Origin of the sequence: Turicibacter sanguinis (assembly GCF_013046825.1) — a bacterium.
GTDB classification, from domain to species: Bacteria; Bacillota_I; Bacilli_A; order MOL361; family Turicibacteraceae; genus Turicibacter; species Turicibacter sanguinis.
Genome location: NZ_CP053187.1, coordinates 964,387 through 989,975 on the forward strand (window position 1 = coordinate 964,387; position 25,589 = coordinate 989,975).

General features: G+C 32.0%; 23 protein-coding genes and 1 riboswitch. Of the genes, 7 read left to right on the forward strand and 16 right to left on the reverse strand.

All coding sequences use genetic code 11. The features are described 5' to 3' along the window. Positions 1–30 precede the first annotated feature (30 nt). The 9 genes from HLK68_RS04760 to HLK68_RS04800 all read right to left on the reverse strand — a co-directional run bounded on the left by HLK68_RS04760 (position 31) and on the right by HLK68_RS04800 (position 9,980). Positions 31–816, reverse strand: coding sequence for a Cof-type HAD-IIB family hydrolase (locus tag HLK68_RS04760; RefSeq protein ID WP_006783924.1), 786 nt, complete (start codon positions 814–816; stop codon positions 31–33). 16 nt (positions 817–832) lie between these two features. Then, on the reverse strand, positions 833–2,176 hold the full coding sequence (locus tag HLK68_RS04765) for an ABC transporter substrate-binding protein (RefSeq protein WP_006783923.1): 1,344 nt from the start codon (positions 2,174–2,176) through the stop codon (positions 833–835). A gap of 18 nt (positions 2,177–2,194) precedes the next feature. After that, positions 2,195–3,019 (reverse strand): carbohydrate ABC transporter permease, encoded by an 825-nt coding sequence (locus HLK68_RS04770; protein ID WP_006783922.1) that lies wholly within the window; start codon positions 3,017–3,019, stop codon positions 2,195–2,197. After that, positions 3,019–3,954 carry a carbohydrate ABC transporter permease gene (locus HLK68_RS04775; RefSeq protein WP_006783921.1) on the reverse strand — a complete coding sequence of 312 codons (936 nt, stop codon included), beginning with the start codon at positions 3,952–3,954 and terminating at the stop codon, positions 3,019–3,021. Before HLK68_RS04775 ends, HLK68_RS04770 begins: the two co-directional genes overlap by 1 nt. A gap of 285 nt (positions 3,955–4,239) precedes the next feature. Then, a complete protein-coding gene (locus HLK68_RS04780; protein WP_238843637.1) occupies positions 4,240–5,883 on the reverse strand; it encodes a bifunctional metallophosphatase/5'-nucleotidase in 1,644 nt (547 codons plus the stop codon). A 314-nt stretch (positions 5,884–6,197) separates the two neighbouring features. Continuing rightward, positions 6,198–6,728, reverse strand: a complete 531-nt coding sequence (locus HLK68_RS04785; protein ID WP_006783919.1) for a GNAT family N-acetyltransferase — start codon at positions 6,726–6,728, stop codon at positions 6,198–6,200. Between the two features lie 43 nt (positions 6,729–6,771). Beyond that, the gene (locus HLK68_RS04790; RefSeq protein ID WP_006783918.1) at positions 6,772–7,608 is read right to left on the reverse strand and encodes a metallophosphoesterase; all 837 of its coding nucleotides are present in this window, start codon (positions 7,606–7,608) and stop codon (positions 6,772–6,774) included. A 140-nt stretch (positions 7,609–7,748) separates the two neighbouring features. Then, complete coding sequence (locus tag HLK68_RS04795; protein ID WP_006783917.1) at positions 7,749–8,819, reverse strand: helix-turn-helix domain-containing protein; 1,071 nt, start codon at positions 8,817–8,819, stop codon at positions 7,749–7,751. 339 nt (positions 8,820–9,158) lie between these two features. Next, on the reverse strand, positions 9,159–9,980 hold the full coding sequence (locus HLK68_RS04800; RefSeq protein WP_006783916.1) for a MerR family transcriptional regulator: 822 nt from the start codon (positions 9,978–9,980) through the stop codon (positions 9,159–9,161). A gap of 146 nt (positions 9,981–10,126) precedes the next feature. Between HLK68_RS04800 and HLK68_RS04805 the strand changes: the two genes are divergently transcribed. Continuing rightward, positions 10,127–11,392, forward strand: a complete 1,266-nt coding sequence (locus HLK68_RS04805; protein ID WP_229040155.1) for an MATE family efflux transporter — start codon at positions 10,127–10,129, stop codon at positions 11,390–11,392. Between the two features lie 103 nt (positions 11,393–11,495). Here HLK68_RS04805 and HLK68_RS04810 read toward each other — a convergent pair whose 3' ends face one another. Then, positions 11,496–12,044, reverse strand: coding sequence for an SH3 domain-containing protein (locus HLK68_RS04810; RefSeq protein ID WP_006783914.1), 549 nt, complete (start codon positions 12,042–12,044; stop codon positions 11,496–11,498). A 187-nt stretch (positions 12,045–12,231) separates the two neighbouring features. Then, positions 12,232–12,714 carry a hypothetical protein gene (locus HLK68_RS04815; protein WP_009606523.1) on the reverse strand — a complete coding sequence of 161 codons (483 nt, stop codon included), beginning with the start codon at positions 12,712–12,714 and terminating at the stop codon, positions 12,232–12,234. Positions 12,715–12,883: 169 nt separating this feature from the next. On the opposite strand from HLK68_RS04815, the gene HLK68_RS04820 reads away from it, so the two are divergent. From HLK68_RS04820 to HLK68_RS14670, 3 genes are all read left to right on the forward strand, one after another. Beyond that, entirely contained in the window at positions 12,884–13,672 is a 789-nt protein-coding gene (locus HLK68_RS04820; RefSeq protein WP_006783912.1) for an alpha/beta hydrolase, read from the forward strand. 350 nt (positions 13,673–14,022) lie between these two features. Next, entirely contained in the window at positions 14,023–14,922 is a 900-nt protein-coding gene (locus HLK68_RS04825; protein ID WP_238526642.1) for a ComEC/Rec2 family competence protein, read from the forward strand. A 301-nt stretch (positions 14,923–15,223) separates the two neighbouring features. After that, positions 15,224–15,352 carry a hypothetical protein gene (locus HLK68_RS14670; protein WP_262942095.1) on the forward strand — a complete coding sequence of 43 codons (129 nt, stop codon included), beginning with the start codon at positions 15,224–15,226 and terminating at the stop codon, positions 15,350–15,352. A 563-nt stretch (positions 15,353–15,915) separates the two neighbouring features. Here the strand turns inward: HLK68_RS14670 and HLK68_RS04830 are convergent. Then, complete coding sequence (locus HLK68_RS04830) at positions 15,916–16,554, reverse strand: DUF305 domain-containing protein (RefSeq protein ID WP_006783909.1); 639 nt, start codon at positions 16,552–16,554, stop codon at positions 15,916–15,918. Between the two features lie 1,341 nt (positions 16,555–17,895). Between HLK68_RS04830 and HLK68_RS04835 the strand changes: the two genes are divergently transcribed. Together HLK68_RS04835 and HLK68_RS04840 are read left to right on the forward strand one after the other, a co-directional pair. Further along, positions 17,896–19,034 (forward strand): IS3 family transposase gene (locus tag HLK68_RS04835; protein WP_170837663.1). Its coding sequence is split into 2 segments (ribosomal slippage): positions 17,896–18,121 and positions 18,121–19,034, totalling 1,140 coding nucleotides; the frame shifts between segments, so codons are not numbered across the junction. A gap of 362 nt (positions 19,035–19,396) precedes the next feature. Continuing rightward, positions 19,397–19,585: a hypothetical protein gene (locus HLK68_RS04840; RefSeq protein WP_229040154.1), complete on the forward strand. Its 189-nt coding sequence runs from the start codon at positions 19,397–19,399 to the stop codon at positions 19,583–19,585. Positions 19,586–19,630: 45 nt separating this feature from the next. Here HLK68_RS04840 and gpmA read toward each other — a convergent pair whose 3' ends face one another. Beyond that, on the reverse strand, positions 19,631–20,365 hold the full coding sequence (gene gpmA, locus HLK68_RS04845) for a 2,3-diphosphoglycerate-dependent phosphoglycerate mutase (RefSeq protein WP_006783907.1): 735 nt from the start codon (positions 20,363–20,365) through the stop codon (positions 19,631–19,633). A gap of 262 nt (positions 20,366–20,627) precedes the next feature. On the opposite strand from gpmA, the gene HLK68_RS04850 reads away from it, so the two are divergent. Next, positions 20,628–21,809 (forward strand): SAM-dependent methyltransferase, encoded by a 1,182-nt coding sequence (locus HLK68_RS04850; RefSeq protein WP_009607515.1) that lies wholly within the window; start codon positions 20,628–20,630, stop codon positions 21,807–21,809. 39 nt (positions 21,810–21,848) lie between these two features. Here the strand turns inward: HLK68_RS04850 and HLK68_RS04855 are convergent, their stop codons facing one another. The 3 genes from HLK68_RS04855 to HLK68_RS04865 form a co-directional block, all read right to left on the reverse strand. Beyond that, positions 21,849–22,424, reverse strand: coding sequence for a xanthine phosphoribosyltransferase (locus HLK68_RS04855; RefSeq protein ID WP_009607518.1), 576 nt, complete (start codon positions 22,422–22,424; stop codon positions 21,849–21,851). After that, a complete protein-coding gene (locus HLK68_RS04860; protein WP_055164354.1) occupies positions 22,424–23,767 on the reverse strand; it encodes a uracil-xanthine permease family protein in 1,344 nt (447 codons plus the stop codon). Before HLK68_RS04860 ends, HLK68_RS04855 begins: the two co-directional genes overlap by 1 nt. 114 nt (positions 23,768–23,881) lie before the next feature. Next, a riboswitch (purine riboswitch) is annotated at positions 23,882–23,983 on the reverse strand. Positions 23,984–24,102: 119 nt separating this feature from the next. Further along, positions 24,103–25,470, reverse strand: coding sequence for an RsmF rRNA methyltransferase first C-terminal domain-containing protein (locus tag HLK68_RS04865; RefSeq protein ID WP_132942921.1), 1,368 nt, complete (start codon positions 25,468–25,470; stop codon positions 24,103–24,105). Positions 25,471–25,589: the final 119 nt, after the last annotated feature.

The following is a 25,589-nucleotide window of genomic DNA, read 5'->3' on the forward strand; positions in this document are numbered from 1 at the left end:
CACATTGTCTCCTGAAATGAAGTCGTTTTTCTAAATTAATTTCAAATTTTTTAAAGCGTTGTAAATACCATTCTCATGGATGCTATCCGTTACGTAAGTTGCTCTTTCCTTTAATAAATCACAACCATTCCCCATCGCAATTGAATAATCCACCTCAGCAAACATCTCTAAATCATTAAATCCATCCCCAAAAGCATAGTACTCCATCTCCTTACCACTTTGATGTGACTTAAGATAACGAATTGCGCTCCCTTTACTACAATGTTTATTGAAAATATCGTATCCGTCCTCAATATCAATAAGCTTTACAAAACTAAACTGTGGATAAGATTGACGCATCATTTCAATTTCACTATCCTTAATATATGCATTAATTTGAAAGACTTCATACTTTTCAATTTGATTTAAAATATCTTCTTCTAAGTATCCTAACGGCATATTGTATTTAATTGAAAACTCTGCTACCCAGGCCTGATTTAGTTTTCCTTTACTCTCATGAAGAAAATGAATACAATAGGGCGTTTGATTTTTTTCAAAAACCGTTAAAAGATCTCTGACTAACCTTTGATTCATGTATTCTTTATAAATCACTTCATCATTCACAGTAATTAAGGAACCATTAGCAGAAATAATCGTTTTAAACATGTCATAAAAAGATTCTTGTTTAACCATAGCCAAAGATCTTCCTGTTGCTATGGCTATATTAATATTTTTCTTTTTTAAAGATTTAATTGCCTGTATGGTACTTTTTGAAATCATATTTTTTTCTCGACAGACGAGTGTATTATCCACATCAAAGAAAATTGATTTATTCATTTACATTCCCTCATTTTTAATTGTTTGCTTTATTATATTTTTCTAACGCCGTATTAATTGTTTTTGCAATGTTAGAAACTGCTGTCTGTGAATCAATTTCATTATTTAAAACTTTTTCAATATTTTCTTCAATTGAAGCACGAGCTTCTGGGAATACGCCTAAAAGGGCTCCTGATTGATTATTAGATTCTCTTAGTTGATTAATCGCTGTTAAAAATTCAGGATTTTTTTCTAAATGTTCTTGCATTGATTCAATGCCATAAGCGTCTTTAGTAACAGAGAAATATCCTGTTGCAGCTGCCCATTTTGCTTGGCTTTCTGCCGACACCATGAATTTAATGAATTCAAAGGCAGCCTCTTGTTTCACATCGCTTCCTTTATCCATGATCCATAATGAGGCCCCACCAATTGAAACACCACCTTCATCAGTTGAAGAAACTGATGGTAAATAAGCAGTCCCTAAATCAAATGATTCACCTACTTTTGATTTAATATCTGTTAAAGAAGCAGTTGATCCAATAATCATCGCAACCTTCCCAGAGCCAAACGCATCTAAAACAGCATCATCACTACGCCCTAAATTTAAAACATATCCTGAATCAATTAAATTTTTCCATCCCTGAATAATATTGAATGCCCCACCATTTTCATCAAAAACAACCGACGTCGCAATCCCATCACGTCCGTTTCCTTCATTCGCATAATCAAGACCTTGTTTAATTAAGAATTGTTCAAAAAACCATCCATATACTCTCATTGAATACCCATAGCGAGTCTCTGTCTTTAACATTTTAGAAAATTCAAGAATTTCATCGAAGTTTGTTGGTGCTACTTCAGGATCTAATCCTACTTCTTCAAATGCCGTTTTATTATAATAAAGAATTGGTGTCGACGTATTAAATGGCATTGAATATAACGTTCCATCAATTTTATAGTAATCTAAAATATTTTCTTCGAGGGAAGAAATATCATATCCATCACGATCAATCAATTCTTGCATTGGCGTTGCATACCCGCTATCGATCATCCATTTTGTCCCAACTTCATATAACTGCATAATATCTGGTCCTGAGTTTCCTAGAGCAGCACTTTTTAATTTATTAATCGAATCATCATATGAGCCTTGATACTCGGCCACTACTTTAATGTTACTTTGAGAACTATTGAATTCAGATACTAAAGTCTCAATCGCTTCTCCACCTTTCCCCCCCATAGAGTGCCAAAACGTCACCTCAGTTACTTTACTGGTCGATTTCGTCGCATCAGTTGAATTTAATACTTCATTTCTTCCACTACACCCTACTAATAATGATGTTGCTAAAATACTAGCCCCTGCTACTGGTAATAATTTACGTTTCATTATCTATTTCCTCCCTTTTTATCCTTTTACTGATCCCGCTGTCATTCCTTGAACAAGTGATTTTTGTCCTAAAATAAACACTAAAATAGATGGGATTAAAATTAAAACTGCCCCTGCTAATACCACACCATAATTGCTCCCTTCAGCAAACTGAAGCATACTGATTCCGATTTGTACGGTTCGATTATTTCCATTATTAATCGTTAACAATGGCCATAAATATTGATTCCATGTACTAATGAATGTATAAATCGATAAAGAAGCAATCGCTGGTTTTGAAATTGGAATTAAGATTTTGATTAAGAACATGAAGTTACTACACCCATCAATTCTTGCTGCCTCAATTAAATCTTTAGGTAACGTTAAGTAGAACTGGCGAATTAAAAAAATCCCCATCGCTGATGTTAAAAATGGAACAATTAACACCTGTAAACTATCTGTCCATCCCCATGAACTTACCGTTAAAAAATTCGAAATAATCGTTGTTTCCCCTGGAATCATCATTGTTGATAAAACCATTAAGAATAATAATTTCTTTCCTTTGAAATCGTAGAAAGCAAAAGCGAATGATGCTAAACTCGCGGTAAAAACTTGGCCGATTGTAACTAAGATTGAAACAACAAAACTGTTTACAATAAATCTAAATAAAGGAACACTATTGATTGCCGTGTGATAATTTTCAAGTGTAACCTTACTTGGTACTAGCTTAGGTGGATACTGTGAAATCTCTCCCGGTGTCATGAAGCTTAATGACACCGCATATAGAAGTGGTCCAATAATAATTACTCCAACCACAAGATTAACAATCGTTAAAATAACTCGATTTTTTTTAGATGTTTTCATTATTGATAATGCACTCCTTTTTTCTCAAATTTGAATTGTATTAAAGTGACAATCATCATGATGAAGAATAAGACAATGGCTTGCGTACAAGCTGTTTCAAATCGTCCGTTAAAGAATGCTTCTCGATAAATGGAATGAACTAAAACATTCGTTGAATCTCCTGGGCCACCTTGTGTTAATAATTTGATTTGGCCAAAAGCCTGAAAAGCATTGATTAAATTCATGAAAATTACTAAGAACATTTGAGGCGATACCATTGGAATAATGATATTTTTTAATTTTTGAAAAAAATTTGCCCCATCAATTGAAGCACTTTCTAATAGTTCTGCTGGAACATTACGGAGGCCTGTCGTTAAGAAAATAAAGTTGAGTCCAAGATTTAACCAAACCGTGACGACGGCAACTGAGAAAAGAGCATACTTCGGATCAATTAACCAACCGATTTCTTGTCCTAACACAAAATTTAAAATGCCGTTGGTAGGATGGAAAATCATCGTCCATATAGCTGCGGCTGGAGCTGATGCAACCGCCATCGGCAATGAAAATAAAAGTTCATAAACTCGATTTCCTTTTAATTGATTGTTTGTGAGTAAAGCAAGAATAAATCCAAGAATAACGGCTGGTGTTGCGACCATTAAGACAAACTTGAATGTTACCAAAATTGAGTTATAAAACTCTGGTGATGTGAATAACTCAATATAATTTTCTAATCCGACAAATGATTTAATTTCTCCTCTTAAGTTAGTCGTGGATAAACTTAACATAATAGTTTTAAGAAATGGATAAAACACGAAAATCAAAAAGATGATAAAGGCTGGTGCTAAGTAAAAAAATGGCTCCATCTTTTTAATAAGATTCCGTTTGTTTTTAGTTACACTAATCCTTTCTTGCCCTCCCGTTTTAATCTTTGTAGAAATAATTGATTCTAAAAGCATTAATCTTCCTCCCTAGTCACTCTTTTCACACGATACTTAAACTATAGCAGTAGAAATTTAAGAGAAGATGAATGAATCGTTAATAAAAATTAATAATATTAATTTTCTGTGAATTAGACTGTTCAGTGTAAACCATTAGTAAAAAATTGTAAAAATACTATTTTTTCTTTATCCTTCATAAATTTAATTCACTCAAAAAAGACGATTAGTTTTATAACTAATCGTCTTTTTTTGACATCTTCAATTGACTCATCATCCAACTTCTTTTCCTAATGAGACTAAATATTAATGATTTACCTTATTTTCATCAGATAACATATCTTCTTCCGTTAAAATAATTAGATTATTGATTTGATTCGCATTTAAAATAGCTATCTCTCCATACTCTTTAACATATGAAATGAGTGCTTCATCTAACGTACCAAATGAATTTAATAGGTTTGAACTTTGACTCATCTGATAATCGTCTCCGCCTGCTACCATGAAATCATTCATGGCAACCACATATGTTTGGGTTAACTCTAAAGGTTGCTGATTAAACTGAACGGATAAAACTTCATAGCGATCAGGACATCCCGCTTCTTGAACTAATTTAGCTTCAACTAAGAGACCTGCAAAATGAAGAAATCTTCCACTACCTATTACTAATCCTTTATTTAGAATTTCAATAAGTTGTTTCCCAGTCATTTCAACCGTTACGATATGATTACTAAAGGGTAAAACCTTCAATACATCACCTTTCGTAATCATTCCAACATCTATTGAATCACGAATTGTTCCACCATTGATGAGTGAAATATCAGCTTGTGTTTCATTTAACATAGCAGCAGTTAATAAATGACCTAAATTCGTATGGCCATTTAAAACAGAAGAACGACCTCCCTCTAATTTAATAGCCGTTGTGCCAATAACTTCTTCCAAAATTGATTTTTGGTTATTTTTTATCCTATCAATGACTGACTTGACTTCAGTATCCTCTTCACATTTTTCAAGTTGTTTCATCGAGATTTGATGTGGTACTAACTTAATTATTTCATCTGCCATCAAATCATACTGGATAGTAACCACGCCAACATTTTTAAAATGTTCACCCGTTGACGTTAATATGGTCCCATTTACGATTTCATATTGATTTAACTCAGAATGACTATGACCATCGATAATCAAATCAATATCATCAACCTGACTGGCGATTATTGTCGATTTAATCCTACTATCTGTATCAATTCCCATATGCATTAGGCCAATAATCACATCAACTCCCCTCTCTTGTAACACTTGAACCATTAATTTAGCTTCTGCTACAATCTCTTCCTCTGTCCCAAATGTTAAGCCCACTACATTTTCAGGATTCGTTTTAGTCACCGTTTCAGGTGTCGTCAGCCCAAACAATCCAACACTCATTCCTCCAATCTCTTTGACAAAACAATCCCCGTAGCGTAACTTCCCCTCTATCGTTTTTACATTAGCCGCTAATAATTCAACGTCAGCTACTTTTCCAAGCTCAACTAGTCTATCTTGTCCATAGTTGAAATCATGGTTCCCAGGTGACATCGCATCATATCCAACAACCTTTAATACCTGTGCAACACTTTCCCCTAATTCTACTGTAGCAAATGGCGTTCCATGAAATATATCACCGGCATCAAGAACAAGGTATCCTTCTGCTCTTGTATACTCATTAGCTAGATTGATAAAATGTTTAAATTTTGCAAATCCGATATTTTCATCCACACCTCCATGAATATCATTCGTATGGAAAATATTAAGATCTACAATCGTTTCATCATCTGATCCAACTTCTATCCCATCTAAAGCGCCTAAATCTTGTTGCACTAGCGTCAAAATATAAAGCTCATCCTTAGAGCTACTCATCATGATTAATAATAAAAATATGAAGTTTCCTATACTCAAAAGTTGTTTTCCCATCTTCATTCACATCACCTCTCTAAAATAGATGGTCTACTGTATATAAACAAAAATGTTTTTGACAAGCAGCTGGGGATTATTCTATATGCCAAACACTGGATTACCTACATTTTAGAATTAACCTAATTTTATAAAACTTTTTGATACTAGATTCCTTGCGCTGCATCATAAGCTTGCTAATTCGTAGCTTTCTTTCACTGATAAGTAAAAAGTTTCTCAAGTATTAAAAACTTATCTGAACTTATATATATAAATTACCAAATAGTCAAAGAATTATTAATGAAAAAGGCTATCTATATAGATAGCCTTTTTCATTAACGCTCAGAATATTTCATAACTGTATCATTTAAATATTGTCTAAATATTTTAAAGACATGTAATGAAATGCCTTGTGGATAACTTAAAACCTTTAATTCATGCCCCTTATACTCTAAACGATATGCGGGATGGACATGAGGATAATCATTCAACTTGAATCCCACATTTTCATAAAAATGAAGACGCTTAATTGAAATGTTATCCACAGGTGGATCAATTTCAAGAATAAGAGTCTTTTGAAGCTCCCTTAATTCATGTAATACTTTTGTTCCAATTTTTTGACCCCGAACCTCTGGATGTACGGCTAAATGTTCAATATAAATAAACTGTGGATAAATCCAATATCCTACGATTGCAATAACACGCTCTTCTTCTACAATAGCTATAAAATAAAATTCCTCATCTTTCATTGCTGCTTGCTGATCTCTTAGTAAACGTTGTTCAAAAACCGGAAAACTTTGTTCATAAATCGCCCATGCCTGATTAAAATACTTCTCATCAGATGAACGTAATCGAATCCATTTCATGAAATCCCTCCTTATTACTCCTTATTGTAACAAAAAAAGCAGACTATTCTGCTTTCTCTAACTTAAATACTGAAATTTGTGGCACATTAAATAATCGAAACGGTACTTTTGTATTTCCAATCCCGGTATTTACATAAAGTAATGTCTTTCGATTATTTCCAAAATCATAAAGCCCACGCACATAATCCTCTGCCAAAGCTGTCGTTAATAATGGCCCATAAAATGGAATATAAACTTGTCCTCCATGGCTATGACCAGCTGTTGCTAAATCAATGGGGTAACTGAGGAAATCAGAAATTAAATCTGGTTCATGAATCAGTAGCAAATTCAAGTGATCATTACTGATTCCTTGCATCGTTTTATTTGAATTATAGTACCCAATTAAAGCATCATCAGCACCGAATAAACTGATAGTTGTTCCTTTAACTTCTAAAGTCCGACTGGAATTTACAAGCACTTCAAACCCTGCCGACTCCATTAAATCTTCATAAAAACGTTCTGCACCGCCTCCGTAATCACGATTTCCAAAAACCGCATATTTACCATTTGTTGCTTTTATTTTAGATAAAATCGTCGCAATCTCATCAATTGACCCATCATACTCCGCTGCATTATCCATTAAATCACCTGTGAACAATACAAGATCCGCCTGTTGTTCGTTAATCTTATCTACAACCTTTTTAAGATCTTCTGTTGTAAAAAAATCACCGACATGAGTATCTGAAAATTGCACAACCGTAATAGGATTGCCCGCTACTTGCTCAAATTTCATATCATATTGCTTCACACGTAATAAATGAGGTTCTACATAAGCAGAATAAAAACCAATCAAAATGCCGACAACCATCAAGATACCAAATAGTTTCGCCATTAATCTCATGTATTACCCCTCTTTTTCTAACTATGTTTACTATGTTAAATGACTCTAACAACACTTTATTCTACTCTTTTCACGCTATAAAGACAAACGAAAAGAATGTCTCATTATTAGATTATTTGACATATCAAAAAAACCTCATGTTAATCATGAGGTTTTAATCGCTCTAAACGATGAACTAATACTTTAAATGTATTATCTTCTTTTATAAAATCATAACATCTATCCATATCTAATGACCTTAAAAGTAATATAGGTAACTGAGACGCAGCGGCACTTTCATGTAAATCCAACAGATTAAAAAATTCAGACTTTCCTTTTTTCTCTGTTGATGATAACTTATCGACTAGCATTCCTAAAAACGATAACGTTTTTTCTTTATTTTTCAATCTTGCATAAAAATTAGCAGCCTCTAGAGCATAACCTAATCCTAATTCTCTTTCTAAATCAAATAAATTTACAAGTTCAGGCTGAATAAGTAATAATTTTTCTGCCAACTCCAAGTTGTCTTCCTTAATGGCTAAATTCTCATAATTAGATAAATATAACGTAATAGATTGAAGTGCTCTCATTATATTAGTTTGAATCATCTTTTTAGCTTCATCGTAACGTTTTTGACGGATATATATTGGAATTAATAAATCATCTCTGTTCAATTCAGATTTTGGGATTTTTAATAATACTTCTTCTGCTTTTTTCTCATCTTCCGTCATGCCATAAAGACTAGCTAAAAGAAAATGAGCCTGTTCTTGTACTTTGATATCTGAACTAGTGGCTGCTTCTTCAAACAGGGCAATTGCTTTATTCATCATTTCTAAAAAATCTGACTCTTCTGTTAAAAAACTAAATGACATCATATATAAAGAACCAATATTCAGCTTTAGTTCTAAACTATTTGGGTACTGATGCAAATACGATTCACATTCTTTGACGATCATCTCAAAAGGTTGAGTCTGTAACATACTTTGACATTTTTTTATAAAGACGTCGATTTCCTCCGTCGATAAGGTCATATCATAACTCATCAGTTCGTCAATACTTGTATTAAAATAGCGAGCAATCGCCGGTAATAGCGTAATATCTGGATAACTCGTGTTATTCTCCCACTTTGAAACAGCAGGTACTGAGACTCCCACAGCATTTGCTAATTGTTCTTGTGTGACCTTAGCTTTCTTTCTTAACTCATAAATAACTTTTCCAATATTCAAATTCATCGTTTTGTCTCCTTAAAATCTTACGACTCGGGCCCTTTAAATTTATTATACGTCCTCGATAAGGAGGAAACAATAACGCGATAATTAAACTTGTAAGCATAAAAATTAACCATACGTTAATATACACGAGCATCATTTAAATCAATTATCCTTTCGTATACTAGTAGGTATGAATCATAAATAGAATTCTTTGGATAAGCTCGTTTTATTAATTCATAATCTATTATATCTTGCCAGTTACGACTTCCCTTTGATTTTTTATCTTCTTTTGGGGAATAAATAATTTTTATATCGGTCTCTTTCTTAGTTTTGTAATCTAATAATCTTATTAGAAGTTAATCAACCTTCTACATGAATCATAATCTGAGTCATATAATTTTCATAACCTTTTACAGAGATTTCATCTAACAGCAACTCTTCATATGCATAACCAATAATTTTCAATTGTTTCTCTTCAATAAAATTCAATAATAATTCGTATGTTTTGTGAATCTGCTCATAACTTCCTTTATGATATCCTACTACATACTTTCCTCTAGGTTTTAAAAATAACATTCGAGCCTGAGTTTTATTAGTTATAGGAGAATAAAAATATGTATACTTAGTGTACTCCTGATTCAATAAATTCTCCTTGCTAATCATCGTGCCAATAGAATACAAAGTCGCATGTCCCAGTTCATCATCCTTAAGAAATTCAACTAATGCATTAAAAAACTTTAAATCATCAGAGATATCTAATTTATTACTTAAAATTAAATAATCTTCTTGATATTCTTTTATCTCAATTTTAGTATGATCAATTAAAGTTGCTTTTTTCGTTAGCTCAATTTTAGTTTTCATTACTTGTTGAATCCGTTTCAAATAGTCAATTTCTCGATTGACTTTAATCACCTGATCTTCAAATAATTCAATTAATCCCTCAGGAGTTCGATTATCGAGATAAATTTTAATCTCATTTAAAGACATTCCCATTTCTTTTAAAACAGATATAACAGCAAAAACCTCAAACTGTTGATAAGTATAGTAACGATATCCATTGCTATCCCTCTTAGCCGGTTGAAAAATACCAATGTCGTCATAATGAAATAGAGTTTGTTTTTTAACTCCCCACAACTTTGCAAATTCTCCTGTTGTAAAATACTTCGATGAAATTCCACTCATATTTATGTGCTCCTCTTGACTGTATGGTTACCGTATACTTTATCATAGTATAGCAAGATACAAAATATTTTTTAAAATAAGGTGGGATTAATCTGAATCAATCAACATTATCTTTTAAATCATTTATGAACTGTACGATTCCAACCATGATTATGATGGTCTTTTTATCACTTTATACCATCATTGATGGAATCTTTGTTTCCCGCTTCGTCGGGCAAGCCGCTTTATCAGCTATTAATATTACACTTCCACTATCTACGCTAACTTGGGGAGTTGCTATCATGTTTGCAACTGGTGGGAGTGCCATCGTGGCAAAAAAATTAGGGGAAGGAAAAACATTAGAAGCCAAACAAAATTTCACACTCATTGTTATCTGCTCAACCATTATTGGAATTGTTTTAATGCTAATAGAACTTATCTTCTTAGATCCGATTATTAAATCATTAGGTGCCACTGATACCCTATTTTCATATTGTAAGGAATATATTTCAATCATAACATTCTTTGCCCCAGTCGCTATTTTAAAATCACTATTTGACTACTTTATGGTAACTGCAAATAATCCGAAATTGGGACTCATCAATACACTAATTGGTGGATTTAGCAACATGATTCTCGATTATGTCTTTATTGTAATTTTAAAAATGGGAATTGCCGGAGCTGCCTTAGCAACCGTTATTGGAATGTTAATTCCTTCAATCATCGGAATTATCTACTTTTTAAATAAAAAGAATTACCTTCACTTTGAAAAGCCTGTATTTGATGCCAAAGTACTTCTTCAGAGTGCTTCAAATGGTTCCTCTGAGATGGTTACCAATCTTTCAAGTGGAGTTACAACCTTACTATTTAATCTTATGATGATTAATTACCTAGGTGAAGATGGAGTAGCAGCCATGACTATCGTGTTATACGCCCAATTTCTTCTCATTTCAATCTATCTTGGATTTTCATCAGGAGCTGCACCTCTTATTAGTTACAGCTACGGAGAACAAAATTCTAATGAATTAAAACAACTCATTCGATATAGCTATGGATTTATCCTTGTCGCATCGATTACAACCTTTATTCTTTCCTTTATCTTAGCCCCATCTATTATCCAAATTTTTACTGGGGATACAGGCGACGTCTATCAAATGACTCTTGATGGATTTAACTTATTTTCTATTAGCTTCTTAACCGTTGGAATTAATACCTTTGCATCTGCTATGTTTACTGCTTTTTCAAATGGTAAAATATCTGTTTTAATTTCAACAATGAGAACATTAGTTTTAGTCATCATCGGGATTACCATATTGCCTTTGTTTTTAGAAGTCAATGGCATCTGGTTAACCATTCCATTTGCTGAGATCATAACACTATTTATCTCTATTTTCTTTACGTTAAGATATCGCCATCAATATCAATATGCTTAGAAAACGCCCTTCTTGATAGTTTTCTAAGCACATTGATACAACCATCATCACTTAACAATCCAAATAAAAAGCTAGCACGTGATGTAGTGCTAGCTTTTTTACATTAGTTAAAATCTAAATATTCATGATAAACGTATCCTGTTTGTCCATCGTATGAAACTTGAACCCATTCATCGCTATAATTACGGTTTAATACTGTGATTTTTTCACCTGAAATTAATTGGCCAATAATGGTTGTTCCTGTTTTTGGTTCCTCACGAACATTAACCCCATCAATATTACAAGTTGCTTCAACTGTTTGGGGTACTTCAACCACTGGTTGTTCTGATTGAGGTATTTCTGGTTGTGTTTCTTCGACCGGAGTTTCAGGTTGAGTAACTTCTTCCTGTGTTACATTTTCTTCTGTTGTCGTATTAGTCACCGATTGGTCTTGTTCATTTGCCTCGGGTGCAACATCTGGTGTCACTTCAGTATCTTCTAATGTTAAATATTCTTGTTCTACTTTTGGAGTTTCAAAAGTTACTGCCTTAACACCTGTATAAGTAATTAATCCTACACCTAACACTGTTAATACTCCAATAATTGAAGCCCCGATTCTCTCACTCCAAGAACTTACTTTATCTTCAAATTCATCTTTATTTCGTCGATTCATCTATAGCCCCTCCTAATAAAAAACATTCTACGTTGTCCTAAAAAGTCTAATTTAGGGTTATTTTGTAGTCTTAGACTATCATATCATAAAATTTAAGAATAAATATGTTTTTTTTGGTGACATTATACGGTAGTTTTATACTTTTTTTAATAAAAAACGAGAACCTAAAATTCTCGCTTCACTACTTCTAATCTACTATTTCATTCCCTAAAAACTCTACTTGATCCCGCATTCCACTTCCATCATATGTAATCACATACTCACAACTTTGACCTTCATAAGTTATCACTACTTTCATCGCGGGAATTCCTTCAGGAACTGGACACTTTAAATAAAGAGCCCCATAATTTTGAACATCATTAATCTCAAGCAAGGCATCACCAGTAGCTAGGTGATTTTCCTCCCAATTAACAGGATACACTGTAATCTGACTTCCGATATATTTTGGAATAAATAAAAATGACTCCTCAACTGGTTCTACCCTAAATTTCGTCAAGGTCATTGTGGTTAACTTACTTTCATCTAAGTTATGCACAACTACCCCCAAATCAGTCTCTCCCATCTGAATCGCAAGACTTTCTCCCCCCTGATTTAGAATATTAACCTCTTGTTCCACACCACAAGCTCCCAAACATAAAACCATCACGATAAATAATAAATACTTTTTCAAACTACCCCTCCTAATATTTCCATTTATTACAATTATATTACAATAATTGATTATTTAATCAGTTATCATGACGAATTAATAGATAATTTCATTTATGAAATCGCTTTATTTAGTTATTTAAACATGATATAGTAAAAATAAAACAATTAATTTTAAGGGGGGACCTCTGATGTCAGTTTTAACTGTCAACTTCATGTCTAAATGTTTAAATCGAAATGTAACTTATAAAGCCATTATTCCAATTGAAAGTTCACTTGAAAGTGATACTGTTCCACCATTTAAAACCCTTTATCTTTTACATGGGATGTTAGGAAATTGTGAGGATTGGATTACAAATACACGTATTAAAAAACTGGCTACTGATCATCAATTAGCTGTTATTATGCCCTCAGGAGATAATAGTTTTTATGTTGATCATCAAAAACGTCAAGATTATTATGGCAGATTCATTGGTGAAGAACTCATTAATCATTCTAGAGCAATGTTTCCACTTTCTAAAAACCGAGCAGATACTTTCATCGCTGGACTCTCAATGGGTGGATATGGTGCCATTCGAAATGGTCTAAAATATCATGATACATTTAGTCATATTGGTGGATTTTCTTCAGGTCTTATTTTAGACGAAGCTATAAATGCACCAATAGAACACGAAACTTTCTTTAGAACACGAGATTACTTTGAAAGTATCTTTGGAGATCTAACTCAACTATCTGGTAGCGATTGTGACTATTATGCCCTTATTAAAAAGCTAAAAACTGAAAACTTAGAAATCCCAAAACTATATCTTTCTTGCGGGACTGAAGATTATTTATTAGTTAATAATCGAGAGTATAGAGATTTCTTAACTTCAGAAAACATCGAATTTACTTATATAGAAAGTAAAGGAGAACATGATTGGTGCTTCTGGGATGAATACATTGAGAAATTCTTAGAATGGCTTCCAATTCATTCTAAATAATTTCAAAAAACGATTTTGTTCGATAGAATGAAATCGTTTTTTTATTTATCTTCTCTTTAAAAAACATATTTATTATTACTAAACTTATAGATTAAAAAAATTAAATTTAAAAAAATGACTTCTAACCTATAAAACTAATTGATAAAAACTATTAAATTTTACCTAATATATATCTTGTCTAGGACTTGTTTTAACAAAAAGAATTGACATCGTTCTATTCCTATAAATTTCTACTTTTTTTATATATTAAGAGTAGTACTTGAACATTAGCTTTATGATATTCTATATTTAACAAACACTATATCTAAACTCAGCCATAGACTCAATCTGATAGAATGGAGTGCTTGAATGTGATAAAACATCAATCATTATTAAAATTATGTTTTTCATTTATCGTCTGTACCAGTTTTACAACTTTATCTGCCTGTAATCGTAAACAATCAATCAACAATCTCTCAGTAACTTCTTTAGATCCTTCAAACATCTCACTTGAAGTTACAATTCTTGATACCGGAAAATCAGACTGTATTTTTATAGAAATTGGTGATAAAACTATCATGATTGATACTGGTTTAGATCGAAATGGCGAACAAATTCTTGCTTCCCTTCATGAAAAAGGAATTGATCATATCGATTATTTAATTTTAACCCATCTAGATAAAGATCATATCGGTGGTGCCGATATCATTTTAGATGAAATTCCTGTTGATCAAATCATTCAAGCCAATTATTCAAAAGATTCAACCCAGTACCAAGAATATATCGATGCATTATCTCGTCACGATATAACGCCACTCCTTTTAACACAAACCATGAACTTAACAATAAATGATGCTCAACTAACACTGTATCCAGCACAACAAACAGAATACGAACAATCAAACGACTATTCCATTATAACTAGCCTCATCTATGGAGAAAACAGTTTTTTATTTGCAGGAGATGCAGAATCACAACGTTTAACAGAGTTTTTAACTATTTATCCATCTACCTATAAATTTTTAAAAATTCCGCATCATGGAAAAGATAATGATGTCCTCCCACTCTTTTTAAATACAATTAAACCTGATTATGCTGTTATCACTTGTTCAGAAGATAACGCTCCAGATCAAAAAGTTATCTCAATACTCAATCAGCTAGGAACTCAAACACTCTTAACAAGCGATGGTGCTATCAGCATCAAATGTACCGAAAATCAAATGTCCGTAAATCAGCAATTAACTCAATATATTAGTTTTGAAAGTAATTAAAAAAGATTTACCTTGGTAATTCAAGGTAAATCTTTTTTTGTTATTTTATCAAAAATGTAAAAAACTCAATTTTTCAACACAAAAAAATAAGAGTATAGAATAGTATAATCATTCTTAATATATAAAGATGAATAACAAAAAGTTGATTGGAGTGTTTATTTTATTATCATTAGTTATTGATAATACCTTTATTTTCGTATTCGTATGCTATTAGTTCATAGCTAGACTATATGATTATATTAAGCCAACAGATATTGATAATGTAGAATTGATACTAGTTTCAGGAGAATCATTCAATTCATTGCAAGGTGTAATGGTCTATGATAAGGAAGCTGGACCTTTATCCAACATTAAAGTATTAGAAACTTATGCCCCATATGAAGAAGAAGATATTGATAATACTGTAACGACAGTCACTCATATCTTTTAGGTAAACTATCAAGTATAAACATTAAGTGACGCAGATGTTTCATCGCTAATTGTTCCACATCCAGATGATCAATTAACACAGATAGTTCAGGAACAACTATTATATAGATAAAAGAAGAAATAAATTACACCTTCTATAAAATAAAAATTTTTATGTCGTTTTGAAAACTTCAGATATAAATACTTTAAAAGGAAATTTCATTGAATTAAAAGTAACTAAATCAATTCAAGCTAGTATTGATTTACCTGTAGTTCTGCCAGTGTACCCGATTAGGCTCCACAGGAAAAATCACAAAATCTAGATTAACGAAGTGTATCCAATCAAAATTCAGATGAAAACCACTTACAGGATATAATAATATTACCTTATTATAATAATTGAATTATCATCATTCAATCGTAATAAAAATTGTGGATAAATTTATCGATTCGGCTATTTAAGAATATTTTTATCTTATAAAATTAATTAGCTATATAAGTATGAAAACCTTAGAAAAATGACAATTTTGTTCATTTCTCTAAGGTTTTTTCTTTAAAAAAATTTAAATTAATTATTGAATCATACTATTTCGTGATTTCTAACAATGTATTAAGTTTCCCGAGATTGTTTTCTTCATCAGTAATAATTTTTTGAGCTAATTTAATAATTTCTTCATGATTGGTATTCGCCAAAATCAAATTAGCAAATTTTTGTTCATAGTCTAAATAAACCACCATTTTATCTAAATAATCCTTATCGACAGTACCGGGTACATTTTCTCTATCTATCTTTAAACTAATAATCATCTCATTATAGAGTTGATTGAACTGTTCAAGATATGCTGTTTCTTTTGTTTCATCAATCACAGGATCCTTTTCCATAGATTTTAATAATTTTTCAATTGCTTTTATATGGTCTTTACTCGTTTTTACAACTATATTTACAACATCTTTTATTTTCTGGTTACTTCCATAACGAAGTTCAGACTTAGAAATCTCAACTCCAAATTGTTCATAAGGTAATATGTAAAATAAGAAATCTATATTTAAATCACCTGTTTTTTCTGTGTATTTAATTTTTTCCATCATATTTTGATGAATAACCTCATATTTATCCAAGTAATCTATTTCTTTTAAATTCTTTACCTCGGTTGCATGACAATGCACCGTTGCTATAAACATCGTCATGATTACTACGAATATCCATTGAAATCTTTTTTTCATTTTTAAATCCTCCTACACAAATAACAAAATAAATTTTTTTGTCTGGGTTTCTTTTTTACCACAATAATCAAAATCTAATGCTAGCTTTTGTGACCTCTCAACTTTCATCTTATTTATTATTTAAACTCGAAATAAAAACTATGCTATCCAATATTAAGTAAGAAAAAGATGTCGAACTTCTCTTTCAGATTCCTACAAATTTATCATTTCAAAAAAGCTATACTATATTTAATATTTTCACAAAATTATTTCCCAAAATATTTTTTTCTTTTATAATACAACTTAAATACAAGTGTAAAACAAAACCATAGAATAAATCTATGAATGTTTTCTATAGTTTCGATGGTGTTTGAAGAATTTTTTCTCTGAAGTTGTTTAAAAATACTGTTTAATATGTTTAAGTATAGTGGTAGTATAGAAGAAAAAAATGAAGAAAAAATAAAAAAAGCAGCCTGGAAGGATAAATGATAAAAAGTAAAAGAACTATCAAAGAAAAAAGATAGAAAAAGAAGGTTAGAAGAAAGATTCTATAAATAATGCTCCAGAAAGCATAAAAATAAAGAAAAATGAAGATTTTTATAAAAAATAGAGTTTATGTAAATTTCTAAAAATGATAGAAGAAACTAGTTCTGTTGAAGTAATAAATAAGAGTCAAAAATAAAAACTTAATGATACGTAATGAAAGTAATTCACCTATTTTAAATCAAACTTAATAATTAGGATCTTTTAAGACTAATTATCTTATAGTAAAAATAACTGTTTTTTCCTCATAAAAAATTATCGCTAATCGTATATAAATAATTAAAAAATAGTTTCATAAACGCCATAATAAAAAGAAGCATTCAATTTACTGAATGCTTCTTTTTATTGCAAATAGTCATTTTTATCCCGTATCAACGATTATCTTAGAATCATAACTTAAATAACTACTATATAAGATATTCTTAATTACTTTAATTTTACAGTCTATCTACCTGTTAAAAGAATAAAACACATTAATTTCTAGCTCTTAAATATGTCTCAATTAGTTTAAGATCTTTCTTATTTAAACGTATATTATTTACAGTATTTTTGCTTCTCTTGTCTTTATTTACTACAGAATTCATTAAATTTAGCTATTTTCTATAAATCCCCATTGGTTCACTTTTCAATCTTATTTATATACTTATACACATCTTTTTATAGTTATCAGTTTAATTATTTCGTTTTTTTTCAATTTTTCTTCATTAAATATTATTAATTTAAAATATATCTATTTGATATTTTGGTGCTAGTATAGTTTTATGGACACATTTAAGTTAAGTCGTTAAAATAGACTTAATCATTAAAGGATGTGTCGATATGAAAAAATATAATACTGAATTTAAATCAATGATTGTTGAACTGTATAAGACTGGACGATCAGTGAAAGATTTAAGTCGTGAATATGGTGTGTCAGAAGTGACAATTTACAAATGGATTAAACAGATTTCTCCAATTGCCTCAGTTAAGGATACAGAGATTACTCTGGAAGACATTAAACGTATGAAGCAAGAAATGTTACGTTTACAAGAGGAGAATGAGATTTTAAAAAAGGCTATGACCATATTCGCGAGAAAGTAAGTCAATCTGAATTATGTCAGTTTATCGATCAGCATCGTTCAGAACATGATGTTAAGCAACTTTGTGAGGTTTTAAATGTTCCAAGAAGTACTTTTTATCAATCTAAGCATCAAAGCGAGTCTAAGTGGAAACTTAAAAATCAACAACTGCTTGAACGTATTAAGAAAATTTATTTTGAGAGCAAGCGTCGATACGGTGCCATTAAGGTACATCGTCAATTGCTTAAAGAAGGATTGTATGCCAGCTTGAAACGTATCCAACGCTTAATGAAATTAGCTGGATTAGCCTCTATTATTCAAAAGAAATACACCCCTTATAAACAATCTAAAGAACTTGTTCTAGAACGTGATAACATTCTAGAACAGGACTTTTCAACGACCTCAATTAACCAAAAATGGGTATCAGATATTACTTATATTCACGTTCAAGAAGAAGGTTGGTGCTATTTAGCATCAGTGATGGATTTACATTCAAAAAAAATTATTGGTTATCACTTTTCTAAACAAATGACAACGGATATTATTGTTCAAGCTTTAAAAAATGCTTATATTTCTCAAAGACCTAAAGATGAGGTTATTCTTCATACTGATCTAGGCTCACAGTATACAAGCAAGGACTTTAAAGACTTAATTTCGGATCTGAATATCGTTCAGTCCTTTAGTCGTAAAGGGTGTCCTTACGATAATGCCTGCATTGAATCTTTCCATGCGACACTAAAGAAAGAAGAAGTGTATCAAACAGTCTATGTTACCTTTAAACAAGCTAGAATGGCTTTATTTCAATACATAGAAGGCTGGTATAATCGCAAACGAATTCATGGAGCGATTGACTATTTGACTCCTGAAGAATGTGAGCAACTTGCACGACAGACTGCTTAAAAACTTAACTTTTTTGTGTCCAAAATATTGACCTAGATCCAATTTACAATCTACTAATATAAAACTAATTTGTGGATAAATATTCTTTAAAAGATTTTATACTAAATCTTCTCTTCTAGACTGTAAAATACGGATTATACTAATCTCAATGATACCTGCTATGATAACAATTTTAATAAAAAAGGCTACTTTTTCCTTTAAATAATCACTTTAAGAATACTCATAAAAATAACTTTGTGACCTTATCAAATAATCAGTTACCAAGTTATTTTAATCCATTAACTAACATTAAATTTAAGTTGTATATTGTCGAAAATAGTATATAATAGTATCCATTACAGGGTCTTAAGGGAGGGCATATGATGGAACAAAAAGTGAAAATTACAAAAAAACGTGGATTCGCAGCCCTATTAATTACCGGAGCTATTGTTGGAATCGGCGTTGGATCTACTCGTGTTGTTAAAAAAATGGCTGAGAAAAAAGCAAAATCAAATGAAATGAAACGATTAAAAGAACTTGAAGACGAAGTCTTTGATGATCTATTTGAATAATAATACACAAAAAAACACTCTATCCACAGAGTGTTTTTTTGTATCTTAAAGAATATATTCTGGAATAATACCACTCGGAATTTCACCCTCTAAATTCAAATAATAATGTCTTATTGGCTTTAATTGATCATCTAATTCATATACCAGTGGCATCCCAGTTGGAATATTTAAATTCGCCACCCCATCATTCGATAATTCATCTAAATACTTTACTAAAGCTCTCAACGTATTACCATGGGCTGCAATGATTACTTTTTTTTCTGCTAACAAATCAGGCACAATTTTCTCATGCCACTCCTCTAAAACTCGTTTTTCAGTGTCTGCAAGATTTTCCGTTAACGGTAACTCATTCTCCTTCAAATTATGATATTTATATTCATAACCTGGATATCTAGGATCGTCTTTTGTTAGCTCAGGTGGACGGATATCCACATATCTCCGCCATTTATGAACTTGCTCTTCACCATATTTTTTTGCCGTTTCCTCCTTATTTAATCCCTGTAAAGCACCATAATGTCGCTCATTTAACCTCCATGATTTATAGACAGGAATCCACATTAAATCCATCTCATGAAGAATAATCCACAATGTTCTAATAGCTCGTTTTAAACACGAAGTATAAGCTACATCAAATTCAAATCCATGTTTATTTAAAACTTTAGCAGCTAACCTAGCTTCATTTAATCCATTATCAGATAACTCTACATCAGTCCATCCTGTAAACTTATTTTCTAAATTCCAGATACTTTGACCATGACGAATTAAAACTAATTTAATCATATCTCCACTCCTTTCATTACATTATATGCACTGCGACAAAAAATCATTTTCATCATATTTAGAACATTCATCAACACAATAAACTTTATTAGACATTTATCCACAATTTTCGGGAATTGTTCCACATGGAACTTTGTGGAACTGTGGATAAACTGTTATTTTTTTGATTTTTTGAAAGTTTTTTTCCTTATTGATGATGAAAAGAGATGATTTGGTAAATAATAAAAGTAATTTTTGAAGGAATTTGGAAAGGATTGAGTTTATGGCTTTCGATAAGTTAGTTTTTAAAAATTTATTAAAAAATTTTGACAGCGTTCCATTTACAGTTGAATTTTGGGATCATGAAATATTTTCTGTAGGACAAGGAGAGCCCAAGTTTAAAGTTTATATTAATGGCCCTATAAGCAAAAAAGATTTAGTGACTAGTACCTCTTTAGCACTTGGGGAAGCTTATATGGATAAAACTATTGAAATTGAGGGAGATTTGTATGAAGCATTAGATGCTATTTTAAGTCATATTGAACACTTCACAACAGATTTTAAAGCTTTACCTAAAATCTTTAACAACCCTACCTCAAAGTCAAAACAAAAAGAAGAAGTCTCTTCTCATTATGATATTGGAAATAAATTTTATAAATTGTGGTTAGATGATACTCTTTGCTACTCTTGTGCCTACTTTAAAAGCGAAGATGAGTCATTGCACCAAGCACAACTTAATAAAATTGATCACTTACTAAATAAACTGGAATTAAAAGAAAATGAAACACTACTTGATATTGGATGTGGTTGGGGTTGCTTGTTAATTTCAGCTGCTAAAAAATATAAAGTTAAAGGAACTGGAATCACATTAAGTCAAGAGCAATATAATGAATTCTCACGACGTATCAAAGAAGAAAATCTTGAAAATTATCTGTCAGTTAAACTAATGGATTACAGAGATTTAGAAAAATCTGATTTAATTTTCGATAAAATCGTCAGTGTCGGAATGCTTGAACATGTAGAGCGTCCAAACTACGATTTATTCTTCAAAAATGTCAATGCCGTATTAAAGCCAGGTGGAATCTTCGTTCTTCATTACATTAGCAGTTTAAAAGAAAGTGAAGGAGATGCATGGATTAAAAAATATATCTTCCCTGGTGGTGTCATCCCATCTTTACGTGAAATTGTTTCAATTTCAGCAGACTATAAATTCCACGTTATCGATATCGAAAACTTACGCCCTCACTACCGTATGACATTATTACATTGGTATAAAAACTTCGAAGATAACATTGATGAAATTAGTAAAATGTTTGACGAGCGTTTCATTCGTATGTGGCGTATGTATTTATGCTCATGTGCTGCCTCATTTAACAATGGTGTCATTGATTTACACCAAATTGTCTTTACCAAAGGTGTGAATAACTCTTTACCATTAACAAGAGATTACATGTACAAAGAATAATGAAAAAGGCGAGGATCCTCATCATCCTCGCCTTTTTCATTATTCTTGAACAAATTCAATAACACCCGCATCTAACTTGCTAACTCGTGCTAAGGAATATACCTCATATCCTTTTTCAATTAACATCTTACGTCCTGGTTGGAACGATTTTTCAATGACAATTCCAATTCCCGCTACTTTTGCTCCTGCTTCTTCAACTAAACGAATAGCTCCAAGAGCGGCTTCTCCATTAGCTAGGAAATCATCAATAATTAAGATACGATCATCTTGTGAAATATATTTTTTAGATAACGTTAATTCGTAATCTGTTGCTTTTGTAAACGAATGAACTGTTGTTTGATAAACATCACCATTCAAAATTTTAGATGATTGTTTCTTTAAAGTGACCATCGGTAAATTCATTTGCATCGCTGTCATAACCGTTGGAGCAATTCCTGAACTTTCAATCGTAAAAATTTTAGTTACTCCGTGATGTTCAAAATATTTTTTAAACTCTGTCCCAATCTCATACATTAAATGAGCATCAACTCCATGATTTAAAAATGAATCCACTTTTAAAACTGTTTCATTCAATGCTACTCCATCTTTTAAAATACGTTCTTGTAAAGCCTTCATTAAACTACAACCTCCGTTTTAGCCGCTTTTGTAGCAACTACTTTATCCTCTTTTAACAATAAATTTAAAATCAATGCCACAATAGTTCCTGTTGAAATTCCTGATGAAAAGATCATCTGTAAAGCTTCAGGTAATTGACCAATAAAATCAGGGCGGAATGTTACACCAAGACCTAATGCCATAGATGTTGCGATGATTAAAAGGTTACGGTCAGTTAATTCAACACGACTTAACGTCTTAATTCCTGCTGCTGCAACCATTCCAAACATCACAAGTCCAACTCCACCTAAAACTGGTTGTGGAATACCATTAATCACACCTGCTAATTTTGGGAATAACCCTAAACATACTAATAAAATACCTGCCATCACAGCAACATGTTTACTTGCTACCTTTGTTAACGAAATTAATCCGACATTTTGACTAAACGAAGTATTAGAGAAGGATCCAACTAATCCACCTACAATACTTCCAACTCCATCAGCTAAAATTCCTGATCCAATTTTCTTATCATCCATTTCAATTTGAGATGTTTCTCCAACAGCCTTTAAGCATCCTACCGTTTCAATCGTTGTAACAAAATATGCTGGAATAAACGCTAAAACAGCCTTCCAATCAAAAACCACACCGTATTCTAAAATATTTGGCATCGCAAACCAGCTTGCTTCTGCAACTGGCGTAAAATCAACCATTCCAAGAGGAATACACACTAGATATCCAACAAGCATCCCAATTAAAATAGAAGCACTACTTACTAACCCTTTGCCATAGCGGTTTAAAATTAGCGTCACAATCATTACAAGCATTGCAATTGAAACATTTAATAAACTTCCATAATCCAAAGCACCACTACCACCTGCTGCCCAGTCAATTGAAACTGGCAATAACGTTAAACCAATTAAACAAACAACCGTTCCTGTTACAAGGGGGGGGAATAATTTCATCAGTGGTTTAATGAAGAAACTTAAAATAATTTCAAAAAATGATCCTAGAATCGTTGCCCCTACAATCCCTGGCATTCCAAGTGTTGACCCAACTGAAATGGCAGGTGATACAAACGTAAAATCAGTTCCCATAATACAAGCAACACGTGATCCAACTCGGCCAATCCCACGTGCTTGAATAATTGTTGCAATCCCCGCTGCTAAAATCGAAGCACTAATTAAAGATGTCGTCATCTTACTATCAAAACCTAATGATCCTGAAATCACTAATGGTACAACGACAATTCCTGAGAAAGCAGCAAAAATATGCTGTAATCCAAATAAAAACTTCTTCCCGATTGATGGATTATCATTTACATCATAAATTAATCCTGTTTCGACTTGCTGTTCTTTCCTCATTTCGTAATCTTCTCCTTTTTACTAACTCCAATTAGTATTTAGATAACAAAAAAGACAGCCCCCATTATAAAAACGAGGTGCTGTCTTTTTCCTATATAATAAAAAATTATATATTAAAATCATACAACTCCTCGTAGTCCGCACTTTTACGGTTTGCAGGTAGAGACGCCCAGTCCATATCACCGGGCATATACGAGAATTTATTCAATTAAGATATCCGTATTATATTATGAACTCGATTAAAATACAACAAATTTTCATATCTTACAAACATTTATGAAAACTTAGACTCTCATTTTCACAAAAAAGCACCTTCTAATGCCCTAAACTCAAAATTACATCCAACGTAATCCCTTTGGATAATGATTTTTTAATGTTCCATTAACTAGTTTTGCCCATCCCAGAGAATAACCATCAACACAAACTAGATACCATCCTTTATCTCCCTCATGAGATAATGTCTCACCTTTTAAATACGATTTAATCTCATTAGAATCTTGTGGATAAGAAACATAATGCTTAACATCTTCAGGGCGAAGTGATAAAGCTAAGGCATGTGATGGTTCAAAACGATTCTTTTTAAATGTTCCTAAATGCCATCCTGCACGAACAACCTTTAATTTATCAAACGTTAACATACCTTCTGGTACTAAATAAAGCTCTGATCCAAATAACACAAAGTCTCCATGTGGAACATCTTTTAACGTATCTTTAGCAAAATCAAAGAAATCATTTAAAGACTTATCCTTCTTCAATGGCTTCACGTACTCACGTTTTAAATCTGCATCTTCCCCACAAACTTTACGCAATACCGCTAAGTAATGACCTTCTCCATTAATATAATGGGGCCATAAACGATAGGTTTTTTCAATCCCTTCCACAGCGATTTGAGACCACTCGCCACGTCCTGGTTTAAATGATTCATACGCATTAACCGATTCAATTTCAAACTCAGGATGATGACTTATAAACTGCGCAATCGCTTGTTCATTCTCTTCAGGTGCAAATGTACACGTCGAATAAACTAAGCGACCACCAGGTTTTAGCATCTTAGCTGCTTCTTCTAAAATCTCATTCTGACGCGTAGCACAAAGCTTCACATTCTCTAAACTCCACTCTTCTTGTGCCACTACATCTTTTCTAAACATTCCTTCACCTGAACATGGAGCATCGACTACAATACGATCAAAATATAGTGGAAAATGCTTTACTAAACGAGCTGGTGTTTCATTTAACACAATCGCATTCTTAACCCCCATACGCTCAATATTTTGAGATAAGATTTTCGCACGTTGTGGATAAATTTCATTGGCTACTAAAAGACCTTTTTGCCCAAGTTGAGAAGCAACATGTGTACTCTTCCCACCAGGAGCTGCACATAAATCTAGTACTTTCTCCCCTGGTTTTGCTTCAACAAACGCCCCAACAGACATAGCACTTGGTTCTTGAATATAGTAGACTCCCGCTTCATGATAAGGATGTTTTCCTGGTCGTTCCTCACCCTTATAGAAAAATCCTTCCTCCACCCACGGAATAGAATCTAACGTCAATTTATTCTTCTCTTTAAATGACTCCATTGATGTCTTTAATAAATTTAATCGCAATCCATGAGATTTCTCATGATCATAACTTTTAATAAATTCATCAAATTCTTCACCTAATAATTGTTGCATTTTATCTAAAAAGTCTTGTGGTAATGACATCATACTCATCCTTTCAACTATGACCAAATTATTATCACATTTTTATACTTATTCATGATAAAACACCTGAAAGTTAGATTGCAAGAATTAAAATACAAAAAAGATACACAGAGTAGCTC